Origin of the sequence: Burkholderia sp. SIMBA_051 (genome assembly GCF_046534915.1) — a bacterium.
GTDB lineage: Bacteria > Pseudomonadota > Gammaproteobacteria > Burkholderiales > Burkholderiaceae > Burkholderia > Burkholderia ambifaria.
Map to the genome: position 1 here is coordinate 44338 of NZ_JAWRXS010000017.1, position 24747 is coordinate 69084.

26 protein-coding genes and 2 tRNA genes are annotated in these 24747 nt (G+C 68.1%); 20 read left to right on the forward strand and 8 right to left on the reverse strand.

Going from position 1 to position 24747, the window contains the following annotated elements:
* Positions 1-58: 58 nt before the first annotated feature.
* Positions 59-1258 carry a nicotinate phosphoribosyltransferase gene (gene pncB / locus SB771_RS31430; protein ID WP_011656325.1) on the reverse strand — a complete coding sequence of 400 codons (1200 nt, stop codon included), beginning with the start codon at positions 1256-1258 and terminating at the stop codon, positions 59-61.
* Positions 1259-1544: 286 nt separating this feature from the next.
* On the opposite strand from pncB, the gene fdxA reads away from it, so the two are divergent.
* The 8 genes from fdxA to SB771_RS31470 all read left to right on the forward strand — a co-directional run bounded on the left by fdxA (position 1545) and on the right by SB771_RS31470 (position 5937).
* The gene (gene fdxA / locus SB771_RS31435; RefSeq protein ID WP_006753067.1) at positions 1545-1868 is read left to right on the forward strand and encodes a ferredoxin FdxA; all 324 of its coding nucleotides are present in this window, start codon (positions 1545-1547) and stop codon (positions 1866-1868) included.
* A gap of 105 nt (positions 1869-1973) precedes the next feature.
* Positions 1974-2049: transfer RNA gene (locus SB771_RS31440), tRNA-Asn, on the forward strand.
* 71 nt (positions 2050-2120) lie between these two features.
* Positions 2121-2196: transfer RNA gene (locus SB771_RS31445), tRNA-Asn, on the forward strand.
* Positions 2197-2303: 107 nt separating this feature from the next.
* Positions 2304-2789: a CreA family protein gene (locus SB771_RS31450; protein ID WP_011656324.1), complete on the forward strand. Its 486-nt coding sequence runs from the start codon at positions 2304-2306 to the stop codon at positions 2787-2789.
* Positions 2790-2852: 63 nt separating this feature from the next.
* Positions 2853-3773 (forward strand): AraC family transcriptional regulator, encoded by a 921-nt coding sequence (locus SB771_RS31455; RefSeq protein ID WP_175661030.1) that lies wholly within the window; start codon positions 2853-2855, stop codon positions 3771-3773.
* Positions 3774-3895: 122 nt separating this feature from the next.
* The gene (locus tag SB771_RS31460) at positions 3896-4669 is read left to right on the forward strand and encodes an AzlC family ABC transporter permease (RefSeq protein ID WP_175661029.1); all 774 of its coding nucleotides are present in this window, start codon (positions 3896-3898) and stop codon (positions 4667-4669) included.
* Positions 4666-5004, forward strand: a complete 339-nt coding sequence (locus SB771_RS31465; RefSeq protein ID WP_012363382.1) for an AzlD domain-containing protein — start codon at positions 4666-4668, stop codon at positions 5002-5004. The genes SB771_RS31460 and SB771_RS31465 overlap by 4 nt, the downstream gene beginning before the upstream one ends.
* Before the next feature lie 156 nt (positions 5005-5160).
* Complete coding sequence (locus SB771_RS31470) at positions 5161-5937, forward strand: DUF4088 family protein (RefSeq protein WP_105833464.1); 777 nt, start codon at positions 5161-5163, stop codon at positions 5935-5937.
* 115 nt (positions 5938-6052) lie between these two features.
* On the opposite strand, the gene SB771_RS31475 is transcribed toward SB771_RS31470, so the two are convergent.
* Complete coding sequence (locus tag SB771_RS31475) at positions 6053-6463, reverse strand: hypothetical protein (RefSeq protein ID WP_011656319.1); 411 nt, start codon at positions 6461-6463, stop codon at positions 6053-6055.
* Between the two features lie 287 nt (positions 6464-6750).
* Between SB771_RS31475 and SB771_RS31480 the strand changes: the two genes are divergently transcribed.
* The 3 genes from SB771_RS31480 (at position 6751) to fumC (ending at position 10022) form a co-directional block, all read left to right on the forward strand.
* On the forward strand, positions 6751-6969 hold the full coding sequence (locus tag SB771_RS31480) for an RNA-binding S4 domain-containing protein (RefSeq protein ID WP_006753074.1): 219 nt from the start codon (positions 6751-6753) through the stop codon (positions 6967-6969).
* A gap of 128 nt (positions 6970-7097) precedes the next feature.
* Positions 7098-8486 carry a multidrug efflux MATE transporter NorM gene (gene norM / locus SB771_RS31485; protein WP_011656317.1) on the forward strand — a complete coding sequence of 463 codons (1389 nt, stop codon included), beginning with the start codon at positions 7098-7100 and terminating at the stop codon, positions 8484-8486.
* A gap of 141 nt (positions 8487-8627) precedes the next feature.
* Positions 8628-10022 (forward strand): class II fumarate hydratase, encoded by a 1395-nt coding sequence (gene fumC / locus SB771_RS31490; RefSeq protein WP_166725229.1) that lies wholly within the window; start codon positions 8628-8630, stop codon positions 10020-10022.
* Positions 10023-10077: 55 nt separating this feature from the next.
* Here fumC and SB771_RS31495 read toward each other — a convergent pair whose 3' ends face one another.
* Together SB771_RS31495 and SB771_RS31500 are read right to left on the reverse strand one after the other, a co-directional pair.
* Positions 10078-10590: an acyl-CoA thioesterase gene (locus tag SB771_RS31495; protein WP_011656315.1), complete on the reverse strand. Its 513-nt coding sequence runs from the start codon at positions 10588-10590 to the stop codon at positions 10078-10080.
* Between the two features lie 143 nt (positions 10591-10733).
* On the reverse strand, positions 10734-10874 hold the full coding sequence (locus tag SB771_RS31500; RefSeq protein WP_006753078.1) for a hypothetical protein: 141 nt from the start codon (positions 10872-10874) through the stop codon (positions 10734-10736).
* 174 nt (positions 10875-11048) lie between these two features.
* Between SB771_RS31500 and SB771_RS31505 the strand changes: the two genes are divergently transcribed.
* Both SB771_RS31505 and SB771_RS31510 read left to right on the forward strand, forming a co-directional pair.
* The gene (locus SB771_RS31505) at positions 11049-11756 is read left to right on the forward strand and encodes an ArsR/SmtB family transcription factor (protein WP_175661028.1); all 708 of its coding nucleotides are present in this window, start codon (positions 11049-11051) and stop codon (positions 11754-11756) included.
* Positions 11757-11918: 162 nt separating this feature from the next.
* The gene (locus SB771_RS31510) at positions 11919-14489 is read left to right on the forward strand and encodes a DUF6600 domain-containing protein (protein WP_175661027.1); all 2571 of its coding nucleotides are present in this window, start codon (positions 11919-11921) and stop codon (positions 14487-14489) included.
* Between the two features lie 107 nt (positions 14490-14596).
* Here SB771_RS31510 and SB771_RS31515 read toward each other — a convergent pair whose 3' ends face one another.
* Both SB771_RS31515 and SB771_RS31520 read right to left on the reverse strand, forming a co-directional pair.
* On the reverse strand, positions 14597-15568 hold the full coding sequence (locus tag SB771_RS31515) for a thymidylate synthase (protein WP_126227378.1): 972 nt from the start codon (positions 15566-15568) through the stop codon (positions 14597-14599).
* A 42-nt stretch (positions 15569-15610) separates the two neighbouring features.
* Complete coding sequence (locus tag SB771_RS31520) at positions 15611-17008, reverse strand: sigma-54 dependent transcriptional regulator (RefSeq protein ID WP_012363373.1); 1398 nt, start codon at positions 17006-17008, stop codon at positions 15611-15613.
* A 464-nt stretch (positions 17009-17472) separates the two neighbouring features.
* Between SB771_RS31520 and SB771_RS31525 the strand changes: the two genes are divergently transcribed.
* Together SB771_RS31525 and SB771_RS31530 are read left to right on the forward strand one after the other, a co-directional pair.
* Positions 17473-17841 (forward strand): hypothetical protein, encoded by a 369-nt coding sequence (locus tag SB771_RS31525; RefSeq protein WP_410721234.1) that lies wholly within the window; start codon positions 17473-17475, stop codon positions 17839-17841.
* A gap of 282 nt (positions 17842-18123) precedes the next feature.
* On the forward strand, positions 18124-18624 hold the full coding sequence (locus SB771_RS31530; RefSeq protein ID WP_041491123.1) for a dihydrofolate reductase: 501 nt from the start codon (positions 18124-18126) through the stop codon (positions 18622-18624).
* Between the two features lie 87 nt (positions 18625-18711).
* On the opposite strand, the gene pmbA is transcribed toward SB771_RS31530, so the two are convergent.
* Entirely contained in the window at positions 18712-20082 is a 1371-nt protein-coding gene (gene pmbA / locus SB771_RS31535) for a metalloprotease PmbA (RefSeq protein WP_011656307.1), read from the reverse strand.
* A gap of 130 nt (positions 20083-20212) precedes the next feature.
* Between pmbA and yjgA the strand changes: the two genes are divergently transcribed.
* Together yjgA and mog are read left to right on the forward strand one after the other, a co-directional pair.
* Positions 20213-20815, forward strand: a complete 603-nt coding sequence (gene yjgA / locus SB771_RS31540; protein WP_279607318.1) for a ribosome biogenesis factor YjgA — start codon at positions 20213-20215, stop codon at positions 20813-20815.
* Positions 20799-21407 (forward strand): molybdopterin adenylyltransferase, encoded by a 609-nt coding sequence (gene mog / locus SB771_RS31545; RefSeq protein ID WP_011544905.1) that lies wholly within the window; start codon positions 20799-20801, stop codon positions 21405-21407. The genes yjgA and mog overlap by 17 nt, the downstream gene beginning before the upstream one ends.
* 34 nt (positions 21408-21441) lie before the next feature.
* Here mog and orn read toward each other — a convergent pair whose 3' ends face one another.
* Positions 21442-22062 (reverse strand): oligoribonuclease, encoded by a 621-nt coding sequence (gene orn / locus SB771_RS31550; RefSeq protein WP_011656304.1) that lies wholly within the window; start codon positions 22060-22062, stop codon positions 21442-21444.
* 99 nt (positions 22063-22161) lie between these two features.
* On the opposite strand from orn, the gene SB771_RS31555 reads away from it, so the two are divergent.
* The 3 genes from SB771_RS31555 to SB771_RS31565 are packed head-to-tail and all read left to right on the forward strand — an operon-like array spanning position 22162 to position 24729.
* Entirely contained in the window at positions 22162-23421 is a 1260-nt protein-coding gene (locus SB771_RS31555) for a M48 family metallopeptidase (protein ID WP_175661025.1), read from the forward strand.
* Positions 23418-24359: a ribosome small subunit-dependent GTPase A gene (gene rsgA / locus SB771_RS31560; RefSeq protein WP_012363367.1), complete on the forward strand. Its 942-nt coding sequence runs from the start codon at positions 23418-23420 to the stop codon at positions 24357-24359. The genes SB771_RS31555 and rsgA overlap by 4 nt, the downstream gene beginning before the upstream one ends.
* Positions 24360-24411: 52 nt before the next feature.
* Positions 24412-24729 carry a hypothetical protein gene (locus SB771_RS31565; protein WP_012363366.1) on the forward strand — a complete coding sequence of 106 codons (318 nt, stop codon included), beginning with the start codon at positions 24412-24414 and terminating at the stop codon, positions 24727-24729.
* Positions 24730-24747: the final 18 nt, after the last annotated feature.

Genomic DNA, 24747 nt, shown 5'->3' on the forward strand with positions numbered 1-24747 from the left:
TACCGTCGGATTATACCGGCCGCCCTCGCCGCGACGCACCTGGCCGGACGGCCGACGCCTACTGCGATGCGTCGTCGTCGGCCGGCTGCGCGATGCCGAACACCTGGCGCAGGTACGCGAGATACGCGCGGTCGTCGCACATGCTCTTGCCCGGCGAATCCGACAGCTTCGCGACCGGCTGTCCGTTGCAGCGGACCATCTTGATCACGATCTGCAGCGGCACGTAGCCGAGATCGTTCGTCAGGTTGGTGCCGACGCCGAACGCGAGCTTGCAGCGGTTGCGGAACCGTTCGTACAGCTGCATGACCTTCGGGATGTCGAGCGCATCCGAGAACACGAGCACCTTGGTGCGCGGGTCGCAGCGGTTCGCCTCGTAGTGGCGCAGCATGCGCTCGCCCCATTCGAACGGATCGCCCGAATCGTGGCGCGCGCCGTCGAACAGCTTGCAGAAGTACATGTCGAAGTCGTTCAGGAACGCATCCATCCCGTAGACGTCCGACAGCGCGATCCCGAGGTCGCCGCGATACTCTTTCGCCCACATCTCGAAACCGTAAGTCTGCGAATCGCGCAGCCGCGGGCCGAGCGCCTGGCATGCCTGCAGGTATTCGTGCGCCATCGTGCCGAGCGGCGTCAGCTCGTGCTTCATCGCGTAGAACACGTTGCTCGTGCCCGCGAACTGCGGCCCGAGCCCGTCACGCAGCGTCAGCGCGACCTCCTCGTGCCACACCTTCGAGAAGCGTCGGCGCGTGCCGTAGTCGGCGATCTTGCAGTCGGCGAACTCGGGCTTCGCGCCGAGCAGCTTGATCTTCTCGCGCAGCCGCTCGCGGCCTTCGCGATAGTCGGGCTCGCGCTGCGTGTTGCGGAAATAGACTTCATTGACGATCGCGAGCACCGGGATCTCGAACAGGATCGTGTGCAGCCACGGCCCCTCGATCACGATGTCGATCTCGCCGTTGCCCTTCGGCGAGGGCGTGATCGAGATGTACTTCTCGTTCAGGTGGAACAGCGCGAGGAAGTCGACGAAATCGCTCTTGATGAAGCGCATCCGCCGCAGGTAGTCGAGTTCGACGTCGGTGAAGCGCAGCGAACAGAGGCCGCGCACCTCGTCGCGGATCTCGTCGATGTACGGGACGAGATCGACGCCGGGCGTGCGGCACCGGAACCGGTACTCGACGTTTGCGGCGGGAAAGTGATGCAGGACGACCTGCATCATCGTGAACTTGTAGAGATCCGTGTCGAGCAGCGAAGTGATGATCATGATTACGGCACCGCCAATATCGAGACAGGGTCCGGCACACCGCGCGCCGCCCGGTCTGTCGGCCATGTTACCCGAATGCGGGCCGGACCATCGTGAAAGCGCGCCTGCCCGCTCCGGGCGGGCCGCGGCCGGCGCACGCGCGGCGACCCCCGTCGGCCCCATAAACTAATCACGAAACGATATAAGCCGGAAAGCCGACCACGTCATGCGGGTTTTGCGCTTCAGTTACAATGCCGCTTTTGGCGCAAACGCCACCCCATATATACCGCCAAGCAGGAGCGTTTTAATGACTCACGTTGTGACCGAAGGCTGCATCAAGTGCAAATACACGGACTGCGTGGATGTGTGCCCGGTGGATTGCTTCCGTGAAGGTCCCAACTTTCTCGCCATCGATCCGGACGAGTGCATCGACTGCGCCGTGTGCGTCGCCGAGTGCCCGACCAATGCGATCTATGCCGAAGAAGACGTTCCGGGCGACCAGCAGCAGTTCACCGAGCTGAACGCCGAGCTGGCGAAGAACTGGCCGTCGATCACGAAGACCAAGCCGGCACCGGCCGACGCGGACGAGTGGAAGGACGTGCAGGAAAAGCTGCACCTGCTCGAGCGCTGATCGCGCAGCGGCGCCGCGCAATATTTTTTGCGCCCCGCCGCTCAAAGGTATTGACAGGTTAGCCAACGCTCCATACAATCTCGTTTCTCTGCTGTTGTTGTTTGTTCCCCGATAGCTCAGTCGGTAGAGCGCCGGACTGTTAATCCGTAGGTCCCTGGTTCGAGCCCAGGTCGGGGAGCCAAAAAAGCAAAGGCCCGTTGAATGTGCGCGGGTTTCTTGTTGGAAACAAACCCAGCAGATGTACCGATTTATTCCCCGATAGCTCAGTCGGTAGAGCGCCGGACTGTTAATCCGTAGGTCCCTGGTTCGAGCCCAGGTCGGGGAGCCAGACAGCGAAAGGCCCGTCATTCGACGGGCCTTTTGTTTTTCCGGCGCCCGTCGCTCACCGCCGCGCATGCTAGAGTCTTTATCCCGCATTCGCATCCGGTTCCGTCGATGAAGCACCGCCTCCTTTCCGCCTTGCCGTTCGCCCTCCTCCTCTCGGCCTTTGCCGCCGCGCCGCTCGCGCACGCGGAGGAAGTCGGCAGCGTCAACACCCATTTCCGCGTGACGGGCTCCGACCGCGTGGTCGTCGAAGCGTACGACGATCCGCTCGTGGCCGGCGTCACCTGCTACGTGTCGCGGGCGCGCACCGGCGGGATCAAGGGCTCGCTCGGCGTCGCGGAGGATCCGAGCGAAGCGTCGATCGCGTGCCGGCAAGTCGGCCCGCTCAGCTTCAAGGAGCCGCTCAAGCAGCAGACCGACGTGTTCAGCGAGCGGATGTCGTTCATCTTCAAGACGCTGCATGTCGTGCGCGTCGTCGACAAGAAGCGCAACACGCTCGTCTACCTGACCTACAGCGATCGCATCGTCAGCGGCAGCCCGAAGAACGCCGTCACCGCGGTGCCGATGCCGGCCGGCACGACGATTCCGGTCAAGTAAGCCCGCGCCTGCCGGGGGTGCGCGAGCGCTACACTTACCCATTCGACCGCTCCGCGCCCGATCATGTCCGCCACCCGCCTTCCCGACGCCGCACGCTACTGGCGCACGCCGCTGCTGCCGGATGCGGATCTGCTCACGGCCACCTATCGCAACCACGCATTCGCGCCGCACTGGCACGACGCCTATACGATTCCGGTGATCCTCGAAGGTGCGGAGCGCTACACGTGTCGCGGCAGCGGCCATGTCGCCGAAACCGGCACGGTGCCCGTGATCAATCCCGGCGAAGTGCACACGGGCTCACGCGCGACCGACGAAGGCTGGTGCTATCGCGTGAGCTACGTGCCGGTCGACTACATTCGCGCGCTCGCCAGCACGATCGCCGGTCGGCCGCAGGATGCGCCGTGGTTCCCGTCCGACGTGATCCGCGACCCCGATCTCGCGGCGCGGCTCACGCTGGCCCACCGGATGATGGAGGCCGGTAGCGAACGCATACCGTCCTCCGCCCACGCGCACGACCAGTCGGCCGATGACGCTCCGACGGCCGGCGCTCCGGCAGCGGGTGCACCGCGCCTCTACGATCCCCTCGTCGCCGAAACGGCGATGCTCGACGCGCTGTCGACCCTGATCGCGCGCCATGCCGACGCGCGGCTGCAGCCTGCGGCGCTCGCGGCCGACGAGCCGCGCGTCGAGGTGATGCGCGAACGGCTCGCCGCCGATCTCACGTGCCCGGTCACGCTCGGCGACGTCGCGCAGGCCGCCGGCCTGTCGCCGTTTCACGCGGCGCGCCTGTTCACCCGCACGACCGGGATGCCCCCGCATGCGTGGCGCAACCAGTTGCGGCTGCAGCGTGCGCTCGCGCCGTTGCGCGCGGGCGTGTCGATTGCGGAGGTCGCCGCGGCCAGCGGCTTCGTCGACCAGAGTCATTTCACGCGACATTTCAAACGGATGTTCGGCGTACCGCCCGGACGCTGGCAGGCGCGCTGACGCGCCCACACCCCTCCCTGCATCGACCACCCGCTGCAACCGGCACGCGGATTGCGCCGCCGGCCCCCGCGGGCGCAAGAACATACAAGCCGCCACGGCATCGGCCCGCTATCCTCCCCGTCATGGAGAAGCGTCCCTTGAATCCCTCATCCACACCGTCGCCCCCGCCGCGCCGTCCGTTCAACGAATGGCTCGACGGCGCGCGCGACACGATCCCGATGATGATCGGCGCGGCGCCGTTCGGCGTGATCTTCGGCACGCTCGTCGCCGGCGGGCCGCTCGCCGCCTGGCACGGCGCGCTGATGTCGCTCGCGGTGTTCGCGGGCTCCGCGCAGTTCATCGCACTCGGCCTGATCGCCGGCAGCGCGAGCTTCGTCGTCGTGCTCGCGACGACGCTGATCGTGAACCTGCGTCACCTGCTGTACAGCGCGACGCTCGCGCCGTACGTCGCGCACCTGCCGCTGCGCTGGCGCGCGACGCTCGGCGCGCTGCTGACCGACGAGGTGTTCGCGGTCGCCTACTCGCACTACCGGCACTTCCCGCCCGGTGCGATCGGCCCCCACTACTTCTTCGGTTCGGGCCTCGCGATGTACCTGAACTGGCAGGTCTGGACGCTCGCGGGCATCGGCTTCGGCGCGGCCTTCCCCGGCCTCCAGTCGCTCGGCCTCGATTTCGCGATGGCGGCGACCTTCATCGCGATCGTCGTCCCGCAGCTCGGCAAGCTGCGCTATTTCGCGGCCGCAGCCACAGCCGGCACGCTCGCGTACTTCTGGCAGGGCTGGCCGTACAAGCTCGGGTTGCTGGGCGCGGTCGCCGTCGGCGTCGCGGTCGGTGTCGCGCTCACGGTAAGGCACGAGCGCTCGCGCACCGGTTCACGCACGGAGGCCGCATCGTGAGCTATGCGCTGCTGATCCTCGGGATGGCCGCGATCACCTATGCGATCCGGACCACGTTGTTCCTGTTCGGCGAGCGGCTGACCTTCCCGCCGCTCGTGCGGACCGCGCTCGGCTTCGTGCCCGTCACCGTGCTGACCGCGATCATCGTGCCGATGACCGTCTCTCCGCACGGCGGCACGGCCGAGCTGACGTGGCGCAACCCACAGCTCGTCGGCGCACTCGCGGCGGTGCTGGTGTCGGCGACGACGCGCCGCCCGCTCGTGACGATCGCCGTCGGGCTCGCGGTGTTCTTCTTCTGGCAAGGGATCGTGATGCCGCACTGGCTGCCGGCCTGAGCGGAGTTGGCGGCCGCGCTCAAGTTTTCGTCCGGCGCGCCGATATAGGGGATGAAGACCCGCCACAGCCTCGGCGCGAACGGTCCGTCGACGCTGCGCCCGTACCGGTGCACGACGCCGGGCGCCGACACGCGCGGGCCGCCATCGAGACGATTCATGGGCCAGATCACCCTTTCCCTCAAGGACGACACGCTTGCGTCCTTGCGCAAGGACTACGACGCGTTCGTACGCGTATCGCTGAAACTCGACCCGCAGTTCGCGACGCCGTCGTTCGAAGATTTCCTGCGCGCCAAGCTGCTCGACAACATGGTGCCGCTGACCGAGCATGCCGTGCAGCGGATGCTCGAAGGCGGCCAGTACGCGTGGGCGAAGCGCACGCTCGACAAGGAATTTCCGGACGTCGTCGCGATCCTGATGCGGCAGGCCGCCGAATTCGGCTTCGGCTTCGCGTCGCGCGCCGAGTGGACCCCCGACGAGCTCGCGAAGGCGTGCCGCGACTGGGCCAAGGCGATCGTCGCCGAAGCGCAGGGCGACGCGTCGCTGATCGATCCGCTCGCCGCGCAGATCAAGAGCGCGGTGCACGACATCCAGGCACTCGAGGAAATGATGCAGACGCCCGCGTGGCGGCTCGCGGAATCGCTGCGCCAGCGCATCTACGAGGCCAAGCTCGCGTGCGAGATGAGCGTCGGCAGCGCCGCGCGCGACAAGCTCGGCGAATTGCGCGGCCTGCTGCGGCTCGGGCTCGCGCACGGTTCGTTCCAGAAACAGGAAGCGCAGCAGATCATGGAATACCTGCGGCTCCTGAAGCCCGAGATCTTCATCGAGGAACCGTACGACGTATTCGCGCGCCTTGCCGCGTGGCTGCGCGGCGTGTTCGCGCCGTCCGCCGCCCGACCGGCGCACGGGCCGGGGCCGGAACAGCGCCGGCCATGACGATCGGCCCGCACGCATGAAGAACGGCCCGGTTCGCGCGAAGCGAACCGGGCCGCCGTTCGATCGCCGTCACGACGCGCCGTCCGGGGCGAACATCGTGACGGGCGGGCGCCGCTTACTGCGTGCCGCCCGCGGCCGATGCACCGCCCTGCACACCCGTCGACGCACCGCCTTCGACCGCCTCGTCGCCGACCTTCGACTTCGTCGAGCGGGCCTGGTGCTTGGCCGACTTCGTCGCATGCTTCGCGTGCTTCTTGGTCGAATGGACCGACGACGCCGCCGTATCCTTCGCGCCGTCGGCTGCCGCACCGACCGCATCGGTCGCGCCGCCGACCGCGCTGCCCGACGCATTCATGCCTGCACCACCCTGCATGCCCGCGCCGGCGCCGGCCCCTGCTGCCGGGGTCTGCGTCTGCACGCCGGCGCCTGCGGTACCCTGCGTTGCGACGCCCGTCTGCGCGAATGCGGCCGAAGTTGCGAACGCCGTCAGCGCGGCACCGATCAGCATCGTACGAATCTTGGACATGACTATCCTCCTCGAGAAGTTGTGGGCGCGGAGCACATCGATACGCTCCGTCGCGTCCCCTGCCGCAACACGCAGCAGGTACGACAGAAGACCCGCGCGTCGCCCGGCCGGTTCTCGAATCTCTCAGACTGTTACCCACCGTTTCATTTGCTGACGAATCGCTCACAGTCCTTAACAACTGCACGCGAACCCGTATGAACCCGCGCGGACATCCGCGCTCGCGCGCCGGGCCGCGGTGCCGTATGATGCGGAGCGATTCCTCCCGCGCATCGCGCGCCTCCTTCGTCATGCCCAATCTGGATTTCACGCTGACCGGCGAATACGTCGAACTGCACAACCTTCTCAAGATCACCGGTCTCGCCGACAGCGGCGGCACCGCGAAGATGTTCGTCGCGTCCGGCGCGGTGAAAGTCGACGGCGTGGTCGAGCTGCGCAAGACCTGCAAGATCCGCGCGGGCCAGGTGGTGCTGTTCGGCGATACGCGGATCGCGGTTCACGACGCATAGCCGTTCCCCTGACCGCGACATGGCCATCGGCGCGCGCGTTCGACACCGTTCGAATAAAGCCGTAAGCTAGCTGTCTCTCAAAATAAATACAGACAGCGCGGGCCCGCACCCGCGCGAGCGCCCATTCCATGTCGCATTCCGGTCTTACGCGGACGGCCGCCGCGCCGCCATCCCTGTCCAGTCATGCCGCCGATACCGCGCGCCTCGCCGCGCCGCTCGCGATCGCACAGCTCTCGCAGATGGCGATGAGCGTCACCGACACGGTGCTGCTCGGCTCGCTTGGCCCCGATTCGCTCGCAGCGGGCGGCCTCGGCGCGAACTACTTCTTCGTCATCGTGACCGTGCTGCAAGGCGTGCTGTCGTCGGTCAGCGTGAGCGTCGCGCATGCGCGCGGCGCGCAGGCGGAACACCGCGTGCCGCACATCTACTGGACCGGCTTCGTGCTGTCGTTGCTGCTCGCGATTCCGGCGATCGTCGCGCTGTCGCTGTCCGAACCGATCCTGCTGATGTTCCACGAGCCGCCGACGCTCGCGCATCACGTCGGCGAATACACCGGCATCCTGCGGTTCGCGGCGCTCGGCAGCCTGATCGGCGTCGGGCTGATGCGCGCCTTTCTCCCCGCGATCGGCGCCGCGCGGCGGCTGCTGTGGGTGTCGATCGGCGGCGTCGGCGTCAACGCCGTGCTGAACTACGGGCTGATCCACGGCGCATTCGGCTTGCCGCGGCTCGGCTTCCTCGGCTCCGCGGTCGCGACGACCATCACGATCTGGCTGACCGCGCTCGCGCTGATCTGGCTGCTGCACGGCCGCGAGCGGTTCCGCCATTTCGTGACCGCCGCCCGCCCGAAACTGCCCATGATGGGCGAGCTGATCGGCATCGGCTGGCCGGTCGCGATCACGTACGGGGTCGAATCGACGCTGTTTCTCGCGACGGGCCTGACCGTCGGTGTGCTCGGCGCGACCTCGCTCGCCGCGCACCAGATCGCGCTGAACGTCGCATCGCTCGCGTTCATGGTGCCGCTCGCGATCGGGCAGGCCGCGAACGTACGCGTCGGCTACTGGGTCGGCGCCGGCGAGCCGGTCGCCGCGCGGCACGCGGGCTTCGTCGCGCTCGGCCTCGGCGTCGCGTTCATGTCGCTGTCGGGGCTCGTGCTGATCGTCGCGCCGCATGCGATCGTCGGTCTGTACCTGCACCTCGACGACCCGGCCAACGCGGCGACCGTGTCGCTTGCCGCGTCGCTGCTCGGCATCGCCGCGGTGTTCCAGATCGTGGACGGGATGCAGACGGTCGCGTCGGGCGCGCTGCGCGGGCTGCGGGATACGCGCATCCCGATGCTCGCGGCCACCCTCGGCTACTGGGGCATCGGCTTCCCGACCGGTTACTGGCTCGCGTTCCACGCGGGCCTCGGCGCACGGGGCCTGTGGTGGGGGCTCGCGGCCGGCCTCGCGAGCGTCGCCGTGTTGATGGCCTGTCGCTTTCACATGAAGACCGCGTCGCTCATCGCGTCGGCGCGCTGAGCGCGATACGACGCGAATTCGCGGCCGGCGCTATGCTTGTCGGCTGAAGACCCAAGACGCCGCGCCAGCGGCGCGCCTGCCTCACGATACGCCCGACGCCGCGCGACGCGCGGCCTTTCCCCTTCCCAAGAGGAGTGCATCATGAACGAAGCAGTTCGGATGGAACGCGACACATTCGGCGAGATCGCCGTGCCGGCCGACCGGCTCTGGGGCGCGCAGACCGAGCGCTCGCTGCAGAATTTCCGGATCTCGACCGAGAAGCAGTCGCCCGAGCTGATCCACGCGCTCGCGATCGTCAAGCGCGCCGCGGCCGCCGTGAACCAGTCGCTCGGCGTGCTGGCCGACGACAAGGCGCGCGCGATCATCGACGCGGCCGACGAGATCATCGCGGGCAAGCATCCGCGCGAATTCCCGCTCGCCGTGTGGCAGACGGGATCCGGCACGCAGACCAACATGAACCTCAACGAGGTGATCGCGAACCGGGCGAGCGAGCTGCTCGGCGGCGAGCGCGGCGAAGCGCGCAAGGTCCATCCGAACGACGACGTGAACCGCGGCCAGTCGTCGAACGACGTGTTCCCGACCGCGATGCACGTCGCGGCCGCGTACGCGATCGTCAACCACCTGCTGCCCGCCCTGCGCACGCTGCGCGCGACGCTCGACGCGAAGTCGAAGGCCTTCGCCGACATCGTGAAGATCGGTCGCACGCACCTGCAGGACGCGACGCCGCTCACGCTCGGGCAGGAATTTTCCGGCTATGTCGCGCAACTCGACCAGAGCGTGCGGCACGTCGAGTCGGCACTGCCGCACCTGTACGAGCTCGCGCTCGGCGGCACCGCGGTCGGCACCGGGCTGAACGCGCATCCGGAGTTCGCGGTGCGTGTCGCCGACGAGATCGGCCGGCTGACGAAGCTGCCGTTCGTGACCGCGCCGAGCAAGTTCGAGGTGATGGCCGCCGCCGACGCATTGGTGTTCGCGCACGGCGCGCTGAAGACGGTCGCGGCCGGCCTGATGAAGATTGCCAACGATGTCCGCTGGCTCGCGAGCGGGCCGCGCTGCGGCCTCGGCGAACTGTCGATTCCGGAAAACGAGCCGGGCAGCTCGATCATGCCGGGCAAGGTGAATCCGACGCAGTCGGAAGCCGTGACGATGCTGTGCTGCCAGGTGTTCGGCAACGACGTGGCCGTGAACGTCGGCGGCGCCAGCGGCAACTTCGAGCTGAACGTGTTCCGCCCGATGATCGCGCACAACGTGCTGCAGTCGGTGCGGCTGCTCGCCGACGGCGCGCAAAGCTTCAACGATCACTGCGCGGCGGGCATCGAGCCGAACCGCGCGCGCATCGACCTGCTGCTGAACGAATCGCTGATGCTCGTGACGGCGCTCAATCCGCACATCGGCTACGACAAGGCCGCGCAGATCGCGAAGAAGGCGCACAAGGAAGGCACGACGCTGAAGGCCGCCGCGCTCGCGCTCGGCTACCTGACCGAGGCGGAATTCGATGCGTGGGTGCGACCCGAAGAGATGATCGGATCGCGGTGATCGCGGCTGACGCGATGACGGGACGGGCGCGGCGCGAACGCTGCGCCCGTTGCCGTCAGACGGTGCCCTTCGCCACTTCCTCGGGCTTCATCTCGACGATCTTGTCGAGCGCGGCGCGCACGTCGGCCGCATATTTCGCGAGGATCTTCTGCTCGTCGGTCTCGGGCACGAACGGCGGCACCGGCACCGGGTTGCCGTTCTCGTCGACCGCGACGAACACGACGAGACAGTCGGTCGTCTGACGCAGCACGCCCCCCTTCGGATCGCCGGCATGCACGGACACATGGATGTGCATGCTGGTGCGGCCCGTCGCGACGACGCGCGCCTTCAGCTCGACCAGGTTGCCGACAAGAATCGGACGCTGGAAGCGGATGTTGCCGACGCTGACCGTCACGCAATAGCGGCTCGACCAGACAGCCGCGCACGCATACGCGACCTCGTCGATCCACTTCATCAGCGCGCCGCCGTGCACCTTGCCGCCAAAGTTCACGGACGACGGCTCGGCGAGGAAGCGGAATACGGTTTCGGTGCGGTCCAGGGCGGCCGGCACGGGGGACTGTGGGGACATCGTGGTAACTCCAGGCGGCGGGGGTACTGCTATCGGCGCATTATACGTTGCACTGCGGCAACCCGTGGCCGGGCCGTCGCGTGGCCGCGGCCGCACGGGCACCCGCGCGTCGACCCGGCATCGGCACAGGAAAATGGCGCCCGTCAGCGGCGCACCGTGATTCCCTGATCGATCGTCCCGTACATCTCGAGGCTGCCGCCCCGCTCGCCGGCGGCGCCCGCGCCGCCCTGCGCACAGGCCGCGCATACTAACGCGGCCGCCAACAGGCAGAAAATCGTCTTCATCGTTGCATCGTGTCGCATCCCGGCGGCCCACTGCCGCCGCGTCCGGCCATTCTACGCGTGCGGGCCGGCGACCGCGGCTGGGCGCCCCGCCGCATCCGACATTTCATCCGAACGCGAAACATCGAATGTGCGCAGCGTCTACACTGCTGTCATTCCGCCTGACGAGACCCGACGATGACCGATCAAGACGACCACCACTTTCCGGGCCTGAGCCGGATCGGCGCACTGCTCGCCGATCCGGGACGCGCCGCGATGCTATGGGTGCTGATGGACGGCAGCGCGCGGCCGGCCGGCGAACTGACGATGATCGCGGGGCTATCGCCGTCCGCGGCGAGCGCGCACCTCGCACGCCTGACCGAAGGCGGCCTGCTCGCGCTCGACGTGCGCGGCCGGCACCGCTATTACCGGCTCGCGTCGGCCGACATCGCGGCGTCGCTCGAAGCGCTCGCGAACGTGGCCCGGGCGGCCGCGCCGAACCGTCCCGTGCCGCCGCCGGCCCGCACGGTGCCGGCCGAGCTGCGCTACGCGCGCACCTGCTACGACCACATGGCCGGCGAACTCGCGGTCCGCATCTTCGACGGGCTCACCGCGCGCGGCTGGCTGCACGCGGACGGCGATGCGATCGAGACCACCGAGCTCGGCACGCAAGCCCTCGGGCGCTGGGGCATCGACGTCGCGCAGCAGCGCACGCGCCGGCGCCGCTTCGCATGCGGCTGCCTCGACTGGAGCGAGCGGCGCGCGCATCTCGGCGGCGCGCTGGGCGCCGCCCTGCTCGACAGCTTCTGCGCGCACGGCTGGATCGAGCGCACGGCGCGGCCGCGCGTGCTGCGCGTCACCGTGCCCGGACGGCAGGTTTTCGACGACTGGCTTACGTCCGCTTGACACGCGGATTGCGACGGGACGACAACGACGCGCGACGGACAGGTTTTGTTACATCGCGTGCCATTCGACTTACAAAACACCGAGCACGGAAACAGGCCGAGCGGATATCGTGAACTCGACGGCACGAATCGACGCGCCGCAATAACGACGAAGACGCTCAACATGGCCTCCCTGTTCACGCTCAAGCGAACCGCCCGCTGCACCCTGCTCGCGTTCGCCGCGCTGGCGACCCTGCCTTCCGCATTCGCGCAAGCGACACAGGCCGCGCCGTACGCGGCCGCCGCCCGGCAACCGGGCGGCGATCCGCCGAGCCGCGTCGCCCGGCTCAACTACATGTCGGGCGCCGTGACGACGGAGCCGGCCGGCAGCGATACATGGTCATACGCGGCCGTGAACCGGCCGCTGACGACGGGCGACCAGCTGTGGAACGACGCCGGCGCGCGCTCCGAGCTGCACATCGGCTCGACCGCGGTGCGACTCGGCGAATCGACGAGCCTGTCGGTGCTGAACCTCGACGACACCACGACGCAACTGAAGGTCGGCCTCGGCACCGTATCGACGCACGTGCGCGATCTGCCGCCCGGCGGGTCGTACGAAATCGATACGCCCAATCTCGCGCTCGGCCTCACGGGCCCCGGCGACTATCGCGTCGATGTCGCGCCGAACGGTGCGAGCACGACGGTCACCGTGCGCAGCGGCAGCGCGACCGTGTACGGCAGCAACGGGCAATATCCGCTGTCGCCCGGCCAGCAGGTCGTGTTCACCGGCACCGACCTGCAGGTCGCGCAGCAATCGGCCGCGCCGGCCCCGGACGCGCTCGACCAGTGGGCCGCCAGCCGCGATGCGGCCGAGCAGCGCTCGGTATCGGCCCGCTACGTGTCGCGCGACATTCCCGGCTACCAGGATCTCGACGCGAACGGGACGTGGCGCGAGACCCCGAACTACGGTGCGGTCTGGGTGCCGAACGACACGCCGGCCGACTGGGCGCCGTATCGCGACGGTCACTGGATCTGGCAGGCGCCGTGGGGCTGGACCTGGGTCGACGACGCACCGTGGGGCTTCGCGCCGTACCACTACGGCCGCTGGGCCCATGTGGACGACAGCTGGGCGTGGGTGCCCGGCCCGGTGGCCGTCAGCCAGCCGCCCGCCTATGCACCGGCGCTGGTCGCGTTCGTGGGCGGCGGCAGCGGTCCCGACTGGAGCGTCGCGCTGACGGTCGGCGGCGTCGCCGCGGCCGGCTGCGCATGGTTCGCCCTCGGCCCGGGCGAAGCATGGCATCCCGGCTGGGGCGGCTGGAGCCCGCATTACTACGAACGCGTGAACCGGAACATCGTGGTGAACAACGTCACGGTGAACAAGACCGTGAACGTGACGAACATCACCAACATCACGAACATCAACAAGACCTACGTGAACTTCCGCGCGCCGCACGCGATCACGGCCGTGCCGGCGTCCGCATTCGTGCACGGCCAGCCGGTCGCGCACTTCTCGCAGCACGTCGATCCGCAACAGTGGCGCAACGCGCATGTGATGCCGGGCACGCCCGGCATTGCGCCGGTACGCCAGAGCTTGAACGGCGGATTGCGCACGGCCGGCTACCGGCCGCCGGCGGCGGTCGGACAGCACCCGTTCGTCGCGACGCGCAATCCGGCGGTGCCGGCCGCGTATCGCGATCAGGCGGCCGTCCATCTCGCCCGGCAGGGCGCACACGTGCCGGGCGCGGGCGCGCCGATCGCGAGAACCAGCGTGCCGGCCGACTATACGGCTCGCCCGGTCCGTATTCCGGGCAATCCGAAAGCCGGTGCGTGGGCGATGCGCAACGTGCAGCTCGTGAATCCGCACGGCCCCGTCGTGCAGCCGGCGCACGCGCCGCGCGAAGGCCAGCCTGCGCTCACGCAGGCGGCCCGGCCGGGCGCGCCGACGCCGGTCGTGCCGAATGGCGCGCGACCGATGAACACCGAAGCCCCCAATGCGCCGCGCTTCGCCAACGGCGCGATGCCACCAGCGCCGGGCAATTCGGCTGCGCATCAGGCCTTGAGCCCGGGTAATGGTGTCCCGCACCCACCGACGGCCGGCAACGAACCGACCCGGCACGACAACGCGCATGCAGCCGCGGCGCCGGCCCCGGTCTGGATGCAGCCGCACACGCCGATGGAGCGTCAGCGCCCGACGCCGCCGAGCGCCCTCCACGCGGCGGGCCAGAATGCGCCGCCGCCCGTGCGCAGCGCGGCGGCCGTCCCGCATCCGGAAGGCACGCCCGGAACACAACCCGGCGGCCATCAGGAAGCGCCGCGCGCGCGGCCGCAACCGCGGCCCGACACGACCGCGCAGATTCCGCAGCCGCATCCGCGCCCCGATTTCCCGACACCGGCCCAGCCAGCGCAGCCGCGTCCGGAGCGCGCTGCGCCGGCGCCGCAGCCGCGCCCCGACTTCGCGCAACCGGCACCGCACCGCGAAGTCGCACCGCCGCACGTGAACGAGTACCGGCCGCCCGCGCCCGCGGCGCATGACATGCCGCGACCGCAGCCGCAGGCCCCGCGGATGGAGCCGCGGCCGTCGATGCCCGCGCCGCACATGGAGCAGCGACCATCGATGCCAGCGCCGCACATGGAACCCCGCCCGTCGATGCCCGCACCGCATATGGAACCGCGGCCGCAACCGGCGCCCCACGTCGAGGCGCCGCGCCCGAGCAATCCGCCATCAGGCGGCCACGACGAACGACGCCATCAGTAACCGTCGCGCGATGAAACAGAAAGGCCCGAGCGGCGGGTGCCGTTCGGGCCTTCGTCATCGTGCCTGATGCGGGTCGCGTCACCCGCGCCGCCGGCGACCGCCGGTGCTCAGACCGCCATCGGCGCGGTCAACGGCTCATGGTGCCGGTAACCGACGAGCGAGAAATCGGACGGCTCGATCTGCTCGAGCCATTCGGGTGCATACACGCCCGTCTTCGCGTAATCGGGCACGCGCTCGGCGATCTCCAGCCGCGGGCTCTCGTACGGCTCGCGCGTGAGCTGCTGCTGCAGCATGTCGAGCTGGTTCTCGTAGATGTGCGCATCCCCGATGAAATACGTGAACCAGCGCGGCGTGTAGCCCGTCAGCCGGCCGACGAGCGCCAGCAGCGCGGCGCCTTCCGTCAGGTTGAACGGCGTGCCGAGGCCGACATCGTTGCTGCGGATGTACAGGCACAGCGAAATCTCGCGCTTCGTGACGTTCGGCAGGAACTGGTACAGCAGATGGCACGCAGGCAGCGCGATCTGGTCGAGCACGGCCGGATTCCATGCGTGAAACAGGATGCGACGGTCGGCCGGGTTCTCCATGATCGTATCGAGACACTGGCGCAGCTGATCGATCGCCTTGTACAGCAGCACCTTCGGCGCACCGTCCTCGTCGAAGCGCGTGACGATCCGGAAACCGCGGCGCGTCGCGTCGGCGATCTGCGCGTCGGCGCCCGCGTCGAGCACCTTGTAGCCGGGCCACTGGCGCCATTGCACGCCGTACACGTCGCCCAGGTCATCGACGCCCTGGCGGTACGGATTCGCGAGCCACTGCGCGTTGTCGTTCGCGTTCGCATCCCACACCTTGCAGCCGAGCGCGCGGAACTCGGCCGCGCTGCGCGACGCGCGCAGGAAACCGACCAGTTCGCCGATCGCGGACTTGAACGCCAGCTTCTTGGTCGTCACGGCCGGGAAGCCCTGCTGCAGGTCGAACCGCAGCATCGCACCGGGCATGCTGATGGTGCGAATGCCCGTGCGGTTCTCCTGCCAGGTGCCGGTGTCGAGGATGGTGCGAACGAGGTCGAGGTACTGTTTCATGCGGGTTCCTTCGGCCGCGAGGGCGGCCGTCACCCGCCAATTTTAGCAAGCGTGACGCGGAACCTCCGGCGCCGGCGCCGAAAACCCTGCCAGCGTGTCGCCGCGATCGCGCATGCCATGCGCGCACATCAGCCTGTACAGCGTGACGCGCGACACCCCCAGCTCACGCGCCGCATCGGCAAAACGGCCGCGATGACGCAGCAGCGCCTGCTCGATCGCCTGCCGCTCGGCCGCTTCCCGCGCCTCGGTGAGCGAGACGGGCGCCAGTATCGCGAATTCATGGAGCTCGAGATCGGCCGCGGTAATCATCCGGCCCTCCGACATCACGATCGCGCGGCGCACGCGATTGATCAGCTCGCGCACGTTGCCCGGCCACGAATAGCCGTACAGCGCGGCGATCGCGTCCGGGGAGAAGCCGCGCAAGCGACGATGCGCATCGCCCTTGAAACGCTCGAGCATGTGGCGGGCGAGCACCTCGATGTCCTTGCCGCGCGCGCGTAGCGGCGGCTCCTCGATCTTCAGCACGCACAGACGATGGAACAGATCCTCGCGGAACCGCCCTTCGCGCAGCGCCGTTTCCATGTCCACATGCGTCGCGCAGATCACGCGCACGTCGACCGGCACCGATACATGCGCGCCGAGCCGCTCGATCTTGCCTTCCTGCAGGAACCGCAGGAGGCTCGCCTGGCTCTCGAGCGGCAGGTCGCCGATTTCGTCGAGAAACAGCGTGCCGCCGTTGGCAGCCTCGACGCGGCCGATCTTGCGCTGGTTCGCGCCCGTAAACGCGCCGCGCTCATAGCCGAACAGTTCGGCTTGCAGCAGCGTCGACGGAATCGCCCCGCAGTTGATCGCGACGAACGGCGCGTGCGCGCGCGCCGAGCGCTCGTGAATCGCGACGGCCGTCAGCTCCTTGCCGGTACCCGATTCACCGGAGATGAACACCGGCGCATCGGTGGTCGCGACGCGCCGGATCGTCCTGAAAAGCCCGAGCATCGCATCGCAGGTGCCGACCATCTCGCCTTCGGTGCGCCCGGCGCCGACCGGCGACGCCACCGGGTCGGTCAGCGCGATCATGCCGTGCGCGTGGCCGACGGTCTCGACGATGCGCGACGTCTCGTACGGCATCGTCACGTAGTCGAAGCAATAGTCACGGATGAGATGGCGCAACGTGGCGTCCTGCAATTGGCCACGCCGGGTCGCCGCGATCCAGCCGATGTGCTGGATGCTCAGACACGCTTCGAGTTCGCGCAGATCCGCGGGCCTGAAACCCGGCGAGAAATCGAGCAGGCCGGCGGATGCCACGCCGTGCTGCACGACACGCCGCAAGTCGCGTGCGCTTTCCGCGAGATCGACGCACCATCCGCATTCGTCGAAATGCCCGCGCAACGCGTCGTTCGGCTCGCGCGAGAAATAGATCACATGCCGCTGCTCGGCTCCCATATGCCCACCCCGTTCATCAACCGTCTAACGATTGCCGCACGTGCGAAGTCACGTGCAAAAGGATCGAACCGGGTCAGCCGAAGCCGCTCGATTCGCCATGCCGATGCGCGGCAACGACAGAGCCTCGCATGATGGCGCTTATCTCGCGTCCAGTTATTTTTTGATCAACACAGCTTATTGAGTTATAGGCGCTGACTACGACAAACGGATTGCAGCGCGAATGGGCGAGCGGCCGAATCGCTCAGCGGTCGACGTTCATCAATCATCTGCACAGAACACATGCGCAGCGACCCGTACCTGCATCGACACACGCGCCGATTTTCATCCTTGAAGCGTATCGATTGAATCCGCAGTATTCCCAAGCCCCATCGTTTCAAGCCTGAAACATTTTCCGGCACTTTCGATCGCGATTCACAACGCGCGCTCCTGAGTCGCAGGCGCGACAACGCTTGCGGCGCGATGGCATGCATTTCGCTGAATTCATCACAGATCGGGAGCACGCGACCATGCGCAAACTCATTTTGCTTTCTTTCCTGCAGACAACGTTTGCGCTCTCCGGCGCGCTCCCGTTCATGTCGATACGTGCAGACGAATGCGTGACGCCCGCACATGCAGCGCTGCTCGTCGGCAGTGCATCCAGCATGCAACGGGACCACGGCTTCGGCATCGTGCCCGTGGCGGTGCCGCAACCGAATTCGGCCGACAAGGCATCGGTGACGCTGTGGGACGAAATCGTGCCGCGATCTCCGCTGCCGATACCGATCCCTGCGCCGCGGCCCGGCCACGTGCAGCACGCGATGGCAGGACATGCCCGTAACGGCACGGTGCAGTGATACGCATGCGATACCCCACCCCGCCATTTACCAAGGAATCCATATTGAATTGATGCGCGGCAAGCAATCACGATCGCGCCCGGTGTCGTCGACGTAACGACGCGAACCGTTTTTGTGTCCGTCCCCCGGCGGGCACTCTTTTTATTCAGGATGTCGCGATGCGAACGCCGCAGTGCGTACGCGCCGGCACGGCGAATGTGCCGGCGCATCCGCGCGAAGCCGGCGCGCGCCGCCGTTCCGGTAGAATCGGCGCCATTCCGGTTCTCCTCTTCCCCGACCTTCATGACGACGTTGACCCTGATCGTCGCGCGTGCCCGCAACGGCATCATCGGCCGCGACAACCAGTTGCCCTGGAAACTTCCTGAAGACCTCGCATTCTTCAAGCGCACGACGATGGGCGCACCGATCGTGATGGGCCGCAAGACCCACGAGTCGATCGGCCGGCCGCTGCCGGGGCGCCGCAACATCGTCGTCACGCGCGACGCAGCGCGCCGCTTCGACGGCTGCGACACCGTCACGTCGCTCGCCGACGCGCTCGCGCTCGCCGCGCGTGACGGAGCGGCCGAAGCATTCCTGATCGGCGGTGCGCAGCTCTATGCGGAAGGCCTCGCGCTCGCCGACAAGCTGATCGTCACAGAGATCGACGCGGACTTCGACGGCGATGCGTCGTTCCCGGCGCCCGATCCCGCGCACTGGCACGAAGTGTCGCGCGAACCGCATCAGGCCACCGCGCCGAACACGTTCGGCTATGCGTTCGTCGTCTACGCGCGCAAGCGCGACTGACCGACACGCGGCACGCGTAAAAAAGCCCGACCGGCTCACTCGCGCCGGTCGGGCTTTTGCGTTTCCTGGCGGCCGATGCCGCGCCGCTTACTGCCCGGCGATCGTCATCTGCTCGATCAACACCGAGCCCGTTTCCTTCGTCCCGCGCACGATCGAATCCGCGCCGATCGCGACGATGTGCCGGAACATCTCCTGCAGCGTGCTCGCGACGGTGATTTCCTCGACCGGATACTGGATCACGCCGTTCTCGACCCAGAAGCCCGCCGCCCCGCGCGAATAGTCGCCGGTCACGTAGTTCACGCCCTGCCCCATCAGTTCGGTCAGCAGCAGGCCCGTGCCGAGCTTCTTCAGCATCGCGTCGAAGTCGTCGCCCGGCTGCGTGTCCGAGCTGCGCAGCGCGAGGTTGTGCGAGCCGCCGGCGTTGCCGGTCGTCTGCGTGCCGAGCTTGCGTGCCGAATAGGTCGACAGGAAGTAGCCTTCGACGACGCCGTCCTTGACGACGCTGCGCGCACGCGTGCGCACGCCCTCCTCGTCGAACGGCGCGCTGCCCATCGCGCGCGGCACGTGCGGATCCTCGACGACCTGGACGTGCGGTGCGAACACCGGCTTGCCGAGGCTGTCGACGAGGAACGACGTCTTGCGGTACAGCGCGCCGCCGCTGACGGCCTGCACGAACGCGCCGAGCAGGCCGGCCGCGAGCGGCGCCTCGAACAGCACGGGTACCTTGCGGGTGTCGAGACGGCGCGCGCCCATCCGCGCGAGCGCACGCTCGGCCGCGTAGCGCCCGACGGCTTCCGGCGCCGCGAGATCGACCGCGCTGCGCTTCGACGAATACCAGTCGTCGCGCTGCATGTGGCGACCGCTGCCCGCGATCGGCGCGCAGGCGATGTAGTGGCGCGAGTACGGATAACCGGCGAGGAAACCGCGCGACGTCGCGAGCACGAACTGCGAATGCTGCGCCGACACGCTCGCGCCTTCCGAGTTGCGGATCTGCGGGCTGACCGCGAACGCGGCGTCTTCCGCGCGGCGCGCGAGCTCGACGGCCTCGTCGGCCGACAGCGCCCACGGGTGATACAGGTCGAGGTCGCGCGGGTCGGTTTCGAGCAGCTCGGCCTCGGCGAGGCCGGCCGCGTCGTCCTCTGCCGTGAAGCGCGCGATGTTGTACGCGGCGGCGACGGTATCCTTGATCGCGGCCGGCGAGAAGTCCGACGTGCTCGCGTTGCCGCGCTTCTTGCCGATGAACACCGTCACGCCGACCATCTTGTCGCGGTTGTGTTCGATCGTCTCGACCTCGCCGCGGCGCACCGACACCGACAGGCCGTCGCCTTCGGAGATTTCGGTGGCGGCGTCCGTCGCGCCGAGCGCCTTCGCATGGCGGAGGATGTCGGAGGCAATTTCTTTGAGCTGGTCCTGCGTGTGCGGGAAATAGCGCGCTTGTACGTCGAGATTGGCTGCCATCGTCGTCTTGGTATCCGGTGGCGGGCGGGCGCCCGCATGGTCAAAATGTTACGTATCCCGCGATCATAGCAAGGTCCGGCGCCGGGCACAGACAAGCTTGGGGTGTCCGCACCGCGATACAATGCCGCCCATGACACGCAAAACCCGAATCCAGCCGATCGAGCATGCCGCCGAAGTCGACGACAATGGCTACGATCGCCCCAGCAAATCCCAACTGAAGCGCGAAATGCACGAGCTGCAGGTGCTCGGCCAGGCGCTCGTCGATCTGCCGAAAGACGCGCTGAAACGCATGCCGATGCCCGAAAGCCTGTCGGACGCCGTTCGCGAAGCGCGCCGGATCACCGATCACGAAGGCAAGCGCCGCCAGCTCCAGTACGTCGGCCGCGTGATGCGCACGCTGACCGACGACGAGACGGCCGCGCTGCGCACCGCGCTCGACGCGCAGCGCGGCGTGAACAAGGCCGCGACGGCCCGCCTGCACTGGATCGAGCGCACGCGCGACCAGTTGCTCGCCAACGACGACGCGCTGACCGAATTCCTCCGCCAGCACCCCGACGCCGACATCCAGGAAGGCCGCACGCTGATCCGCAACGCGCGCAAGGAAGCCCAGCAAGGCAAGCCGCCGCGCTATTTCCGCGAGCTGTTCCAGTGGATCAAGACCGCGAGCGGCACGCCTGGCGGGGATGACGAAACGGCCGACGAAACCGGGGACGACCATGACGACGAAGCGTAACCACCCGGACGAGCTCGTGGTCGGCCTCGTGTCGATCAGCGACCGCGCGAGCACGGGCGTCTACGAGGACAAGGGCATTCCGGCGCTGCAGGAGTGGCTCGCCGGCACGCTGGTGTCGCCGTGGCGCGCCGAAACGCGCCTGATCCAGGACGACGCGCCGACGATCTCCGCCACGCTGACCGAACTCGTCGACGTCGCCGGCTGCGATCTGGTGCTGACGACCGGCGGCACCGGCCCCGCGCGCCGCGACGTGACGCCGGAAGCCACGCTGGCCGTGGCAACGAAGGAAATGCCGGGATTCGGCGAACAGATGCGGCAGATCAGCCTGAATTTCGTGCCGACCGCGATCCTGTCGCGGCAAGTCGCGGTGATCCGCGAGACGGCCGACCACGCGGCGCTGATCATCAACCTGCCCGGCCAGCCGAAGTCGATCCGGGAAACGCTCGAAGGGCTGCGCGACGCCGACGGCAAGTCGACCGTGCCCGGCATCTTCGCCGCGGTGCCCTACTGCATCGACCTGATCGGCGGCCCGTACATCGAGACCGACGCCGCGGTGGTCGCGGCGTTCCGGCCGAAGAGCGCGCGGCGCTAAGCGTGTAGCGGGCGCCGGGCGCATGCCGGCCCGCTCAGGCGGCCGGCGCGGACTCGCCTGCCGGCGCCGACGCGGCCGGAATCAGGAAATGCTGGCGGTAGTACTTCAGCTCGTCGATCGACTCGTGGATGTCCGCGAGCGCCGTGTGCATCGCGCGCTTCTGAAAACCCTTGTAGATCGCGGGCTGCCAGCGGCGGCACAGCTCCTTGAGCGTGCTGACGTCCAGGTTGCGGTAGTGGAAGAACCGCTCGAATTCCGGCATCCAGCGCGCCATGAAGCGGCGATCCTGGCAGATCGAGTTGCCGCACATCGGCGACTTGCCGGGCGACACGTACTGCGCGAGGAACGCCTGCAGCTGCGCGGCGGCGTCCGCCTCGGTCACGGTCGACGCGCGCACGCGATCGATCAGCCCCGAACGGCCGTGCGTCGACTTGTTCCAGTCGTCCATCTTCGCGAGCGTTTCGTCGCTCTGGTGGATCGCGAACACGGGGCCTTCCACCGCGATGTCGAGGGTGGAATTGGTCACGACGACCGCGATTTCGATGATGCGGTCGTTATCCGGGTCGAGGCCCGTCATCTCCATGTCGAGCCAGACGAGGTTCAACTCGTTGCGCACGAGCGCGGGCTGGCTGGCGGAAGCGGCGGTATCGGTCATGAGTCATCCTGGAAAATGGCGGACGGCGGGCGGCATCGCGTAAGCGGGCCCGGTCCGCAAGAACATATAATTCTCGCATAGAACCCTTTGGCGCCTTCGATGTCACCCTTTTCGTTCACCCTGCTGTTCGCGGTCGCCGTGCTCGCGATGGTCGTCACCAAGCTGTGGCTCGCGTCGCGGCAGATCCGCTTCGTCGCCGCGCACCGCAACGGCGTGCCCGCGCAGTTCAGCGCCACCATTCCGCTGACCGCCCACCAGCGCGCGGCCGACTACACGGTCGAGCGCACGCGGCTGGCGATGTTCGAGATCGTCGTCAGCGCGGCCGTGCTGGTCGGCCTCACGCTGCTCGGCGGCGTCGGCGCGCTCGACACGCTGCTGACCGGCTGGTTCAGCCGCGGCTACGGGCAGCAGGTCGCGCTCGTCGCCGCCGTGCTCGTGATCATGAGCGTGATCGACGTGCCGTTCGAGTATTACCGCCAGTTCGGAATCGAACAGCGGTTCGGCTTCAACCGGATGACCAAGCGCCTGTTCTTCACCGACATGCTGAAAAACACGCTGCTCGGCGCGGTGCTCGGCCTGCCGCTGCTGTTCGTCGTGCTGTGGCTGATGAACCAGGCCGGCGGCCTGTGGTGGCTGTGGACCTGGATCGTCTGGGTCGCGTTCCAGATGCTCGTGCTGCTGATCTACCCGACCTTCATCGCGCCGATCTTCAACAAGTTCGAGCCGCTGAAGGACGAAGCGCTGCGCGCGCGCATCGAGTCGCTGATGAAACGGTGCGGCTTCGCGGCGAAGGGCCTGTTCGTGATGGACGGCAGCCGCCGATCCGCGCACGGCAACGCGTACTTCACGGGCTTCGGCGCATCGAAGCGGATCGTGTTCTTCGATACGCTGCTCGCGCGGCTGTCCGGCGAGGAAATCGAGGCCGTGCTCGCGCACGAACTCGGCCACTTCAAGCGCCGCCACGTGATGAAGCGGATGCTCGTGTCGTTCGTGCTGAGCCTCGTGCTGCTCGCGCTGCTCGGCTGGCTCGCGCAGCGCACGTGGTTCTACACGGGGCTCGGCGTCACGCCGTCGCTCGACACGAGCAACGCGGGCGCCGCGCTCGTGCTGTTCTTCCTCGCGATCCCCGTGTTCCTGTTCTTCGCGACGCCGTTCAGCAGCCTCACGTCGCGCAAGCATGAATTCGAGGCCGACGCATTCGCGGCCAGCCAGACCGACGCCCAGGATCTCGTCAGCGCGCTCGTGAAGCTCTACGAAGACAACGCGTCGACGCTCACGCCCGACCCCGTCTATACGGCCTTCTACTACTCGCATCCGCCTGCGTCGCAGCGGATCGACCGCCTGATGCAGCACGCATGAGCCGGCCGACCTCCCGCAAGCCGGCCCCGCGCGCATCGGGCGCGCAGCGTGTCGAAGGCCGCGTGATCGCGGCGCACGGTCGCCACTACATCGTCGCGCCCGACGACGGCGGCCCGATGCTGCAGTGCTTCCCGCGCGGCAAGAAAAGCGAGATCGCGGTCGGCGACCGCGTCGTGTACGAACAGGCATCGGCCGACCAGGGCGTGATCGTCGAGATCGGCGAGCGGCGCAACCTGCTGTACCGCTCCGACCAGTTCAAGTCGAAGCTGTTCGCAGCCAATCTCGACCAGTTGCTGATCGTGCTCGCGACCGAGCCCTATTTCAGCGAGGATCTGCTCGGCCGCGCGCTGATCGCGGCCGAAGCGAACGAACTGAAGCCCCTCGTCGTGCTGAACAAGATCGACGTCGAAGCCGCGCTGCCGGTCGCCCGCGAGCGCCTGGCGCCCTACCGCGCGCTCGGCTACGACGTGCTCGAACTGTCGGTGAAGGGCTCGCCCGACGATGCGCGCGCGCAGCTGATGCCGCACCTGGCCGGGCACTCGACGATCCTGCTCGGTCAGTCCGGGATGGGCAAGTCGACGCTCGTGAACCTGCTCGTGCCCGATGCCGAGGCCGCGACCCGTGAAATCTCGGCCGCGCTCAACAGCGGCCGCCATACGACGACGTTCACGCGCCTCTACCCGCTCGAAGGCGGCGGCGCGCTGATCGATTCGCCGGGCTTCCAGGAATTCGGCCTGTACCACCTGACGGAGGGGCGCCTCGAGCGCGCGTTTCCGGAATTCCGCCCGCTGCTCGCGGACTGCCGTTTCTATAATTGTCATCATCTGCACGAGCCCGGCTGCGCGATTCTCGAAGCCGTGGCCGACGGCCGCATTGCGCCGTCGCGGCATGCGCTCTACGCGCAGCTCGTGCACGAGGCGAGCCAGATCGTCCGCTGACCATATGGCGGGCAGACAGCCGCCGGCCCGGCCTTCACCGACAGGAGCCGCGATGCGTTTCAAGGCCCCCGATCTCGCCACGGCGCAGCATTGGGCGAACGTGCTGCAGGTGGCCGGCATCGGTTGCGAGCTGCACAACTGCTATGCACCCGGTGCGCTCGGCGGCCTGCCCGCCGACGCATGCGCGCCCGAGCTGTGGCTCGACGACGAGCGCGACGATGCGCTCGCGCGGCGGCTTCTCGATGCGGCATCGCACGGCCCGTCGGCCGGCGCCGCGCCATGGCGCTGCCGCCAGTGCGGCGAGACGCTCGAAGCGCAATTCACCACCTGCTGGCAATGTGGCGCCGTGCGCGATCCGCTCGACGACTGACCGGATTCACCGGATTGA

Bases quoted from the DNA above. Each gene is read 5' to 3' on its own strand.
- SB771_RS31505 (WP_175661028.1), top strand. From the start codon at position 11,049: ATGACCGATCAAGACGACCACCACTTTCCGGGCCTGAGCCGGATCGGC.
- SB771_RS31515 (WP_126227378.1), bottom strand. From the start codon at position 15,568: ATGAAACAGTACCTCGACCTCGTTCGCACCATCCTCGACACCGGCACC.
- SB771_RS31495 (WP_011656315.1), bottom strand. From the start codon at position 10,590: ATGTCCCCACAGTCCCCCGTGCCGGCCGCCCTGGACCGCACCGAAACC.
- SB771_RS31470 (WP_105833464.1), top strand. From the start codon at position 5,161: ATGGGCCAGATCACCCTTTCCCTCAAGGACGACACGCTTGCGTCCTTG.
- SB771_RS31500 (WP_006753078.1), bottom strand. From the start codon at position 10,874: ATGAAGACGATTTTCTGCCTGTTGGCGGCCGCGTTAGTATGCGCGGCC.
- rsgA (WP_012363367.1), top strand. From the start codon at position 23,418: ATGAGCCGGCCGACCTCCCGCAAGCCGGCCCCGCGCGCATCGGGCGCG.
- pncB (WP_011656325.1), bottom strand. From the start codon at position 1,258: ATGATCATCACTTCGCTGCTCGACACGGATCTCTACAAGTTCACGATG.
- pmbA (WP_011656307.1), bottom strand. From the start codon at position 20,082: ATGGCAGCCAATCTCGACGTACAAGCGCGCTATTTCCCGCACACGCAG.
- yjgA (WP_279607318.1), top strand. From the start codon at position 20,213: ATGACACGCAAAACCCGAATCCAGCCGATCGAGCATGCCGCCGAAGTC.
- SB771_RS31555 (WP_175661025.1), top strand. From the start codon at position 22,162: ATGTCACCCTTTTCGTTCACCCTGCTGTTCGCGGTCGCCGTGCTCGCG.
- norM (WP_011656317.1), top strand. From the start codon at position 7,098: ATGTCGCATTCCGGTCTTACGCGGACGGCCGCCGCGCCGCCATCCCTG.
- fumC (WP_166725229.1), top strand. From the start codon at position 8,628: ATGAACGAAGCAGTTCGGATGGAACGCGACACATTCGGCGAGATCGCC.
- SB771_RS31480 (WP_006753074.1), top strand. From the start codon at position 6,751: ATGCCCAATCTGGATTTCACGCTGACCGGCGAATACGTCGAACTGCAC.
- mog (WP_011544905.1), top strand. From the start codon at position 20,799: ATGACGACGAAGCGTAACCACCCGGACGAGCTCGTGGTCGGCCTCGTG.
- fdxA (WP_006753067.1), top strand. From the start codon at position 1,545: ATGACTCACGTTGTGACCGAAGGCTGCATCAAGTGCAAATACACGGAC.
- SB771_RS31565 (WP_012363366.1), top strand. From the start codon at position 24,412: ATGCGTTTCAAGGCCCCCGATCTCGCCACGGCGCAGCATTGGGCGAAC.
- SB771_RS31530 (WP_041491123.1), top strand. From the start codon at position 18,124: ATGACGACGTTGACCCTGATCGTCGCGCGTGCCCGCAACGGCATCATC.
- SB771_RS31450 (WP_011656324.1), top strand. From the start codon at position 2,304: ATGAAGCACCGCCTCCTTTCCGCCTTGCCGTTCGCCCTCCTCCTCTCG.
- SB771_RS31525 (WP_410721234.1), top strand. From the start codon at position 17,473: ATGCATTTCGCTGAATTCATCACAGATCGGGAGCACGCGACCATGCGC.
- SB771_RS31475 (WP_011656319.1), bottom strand. From the start codon at position 6,463: ATGTCCAAGATTCGTACGATGCTGATCGGTGCCGCGCTGACGGCGTTC.
- SB771_RS31520 (WP_012363373.1), bottom strand. From the start codon at position 17,008: ATGGGAGCCGAGCAGCGGCATGTGATCTATTTCTCGCGCGAGCCGAAC.
- SB771_RS31510 (WP_175661027.1), top strand. From the start codon at position 11,919: ATGGCCTCCCTGTTCACGCTCAAGCGAACCGCCCGCTGCACCCTGCTC.
- orn (WP_011656304.1), bottom strand. From the start codon at position 22,062: ATGACCGATACCGCCGCTTCCGCCAGCCAGCCCGCGCTCGTGCGCAAC.
- SB771_RS31460 (WP_175661029.1), top strand. From the start codon at position 3,896: ATGGAGAAGCGTCCCTTGAATCCCTCATCCACACCGTCGCCCCCGCCG.
- SB771_RS31455 (WP_175661030.1), top strand. From the start codon at position 2,853: ATGTCCGCCACCCGCCTTCCCGACGCCGCACGCTACTGGCGCACGCCG.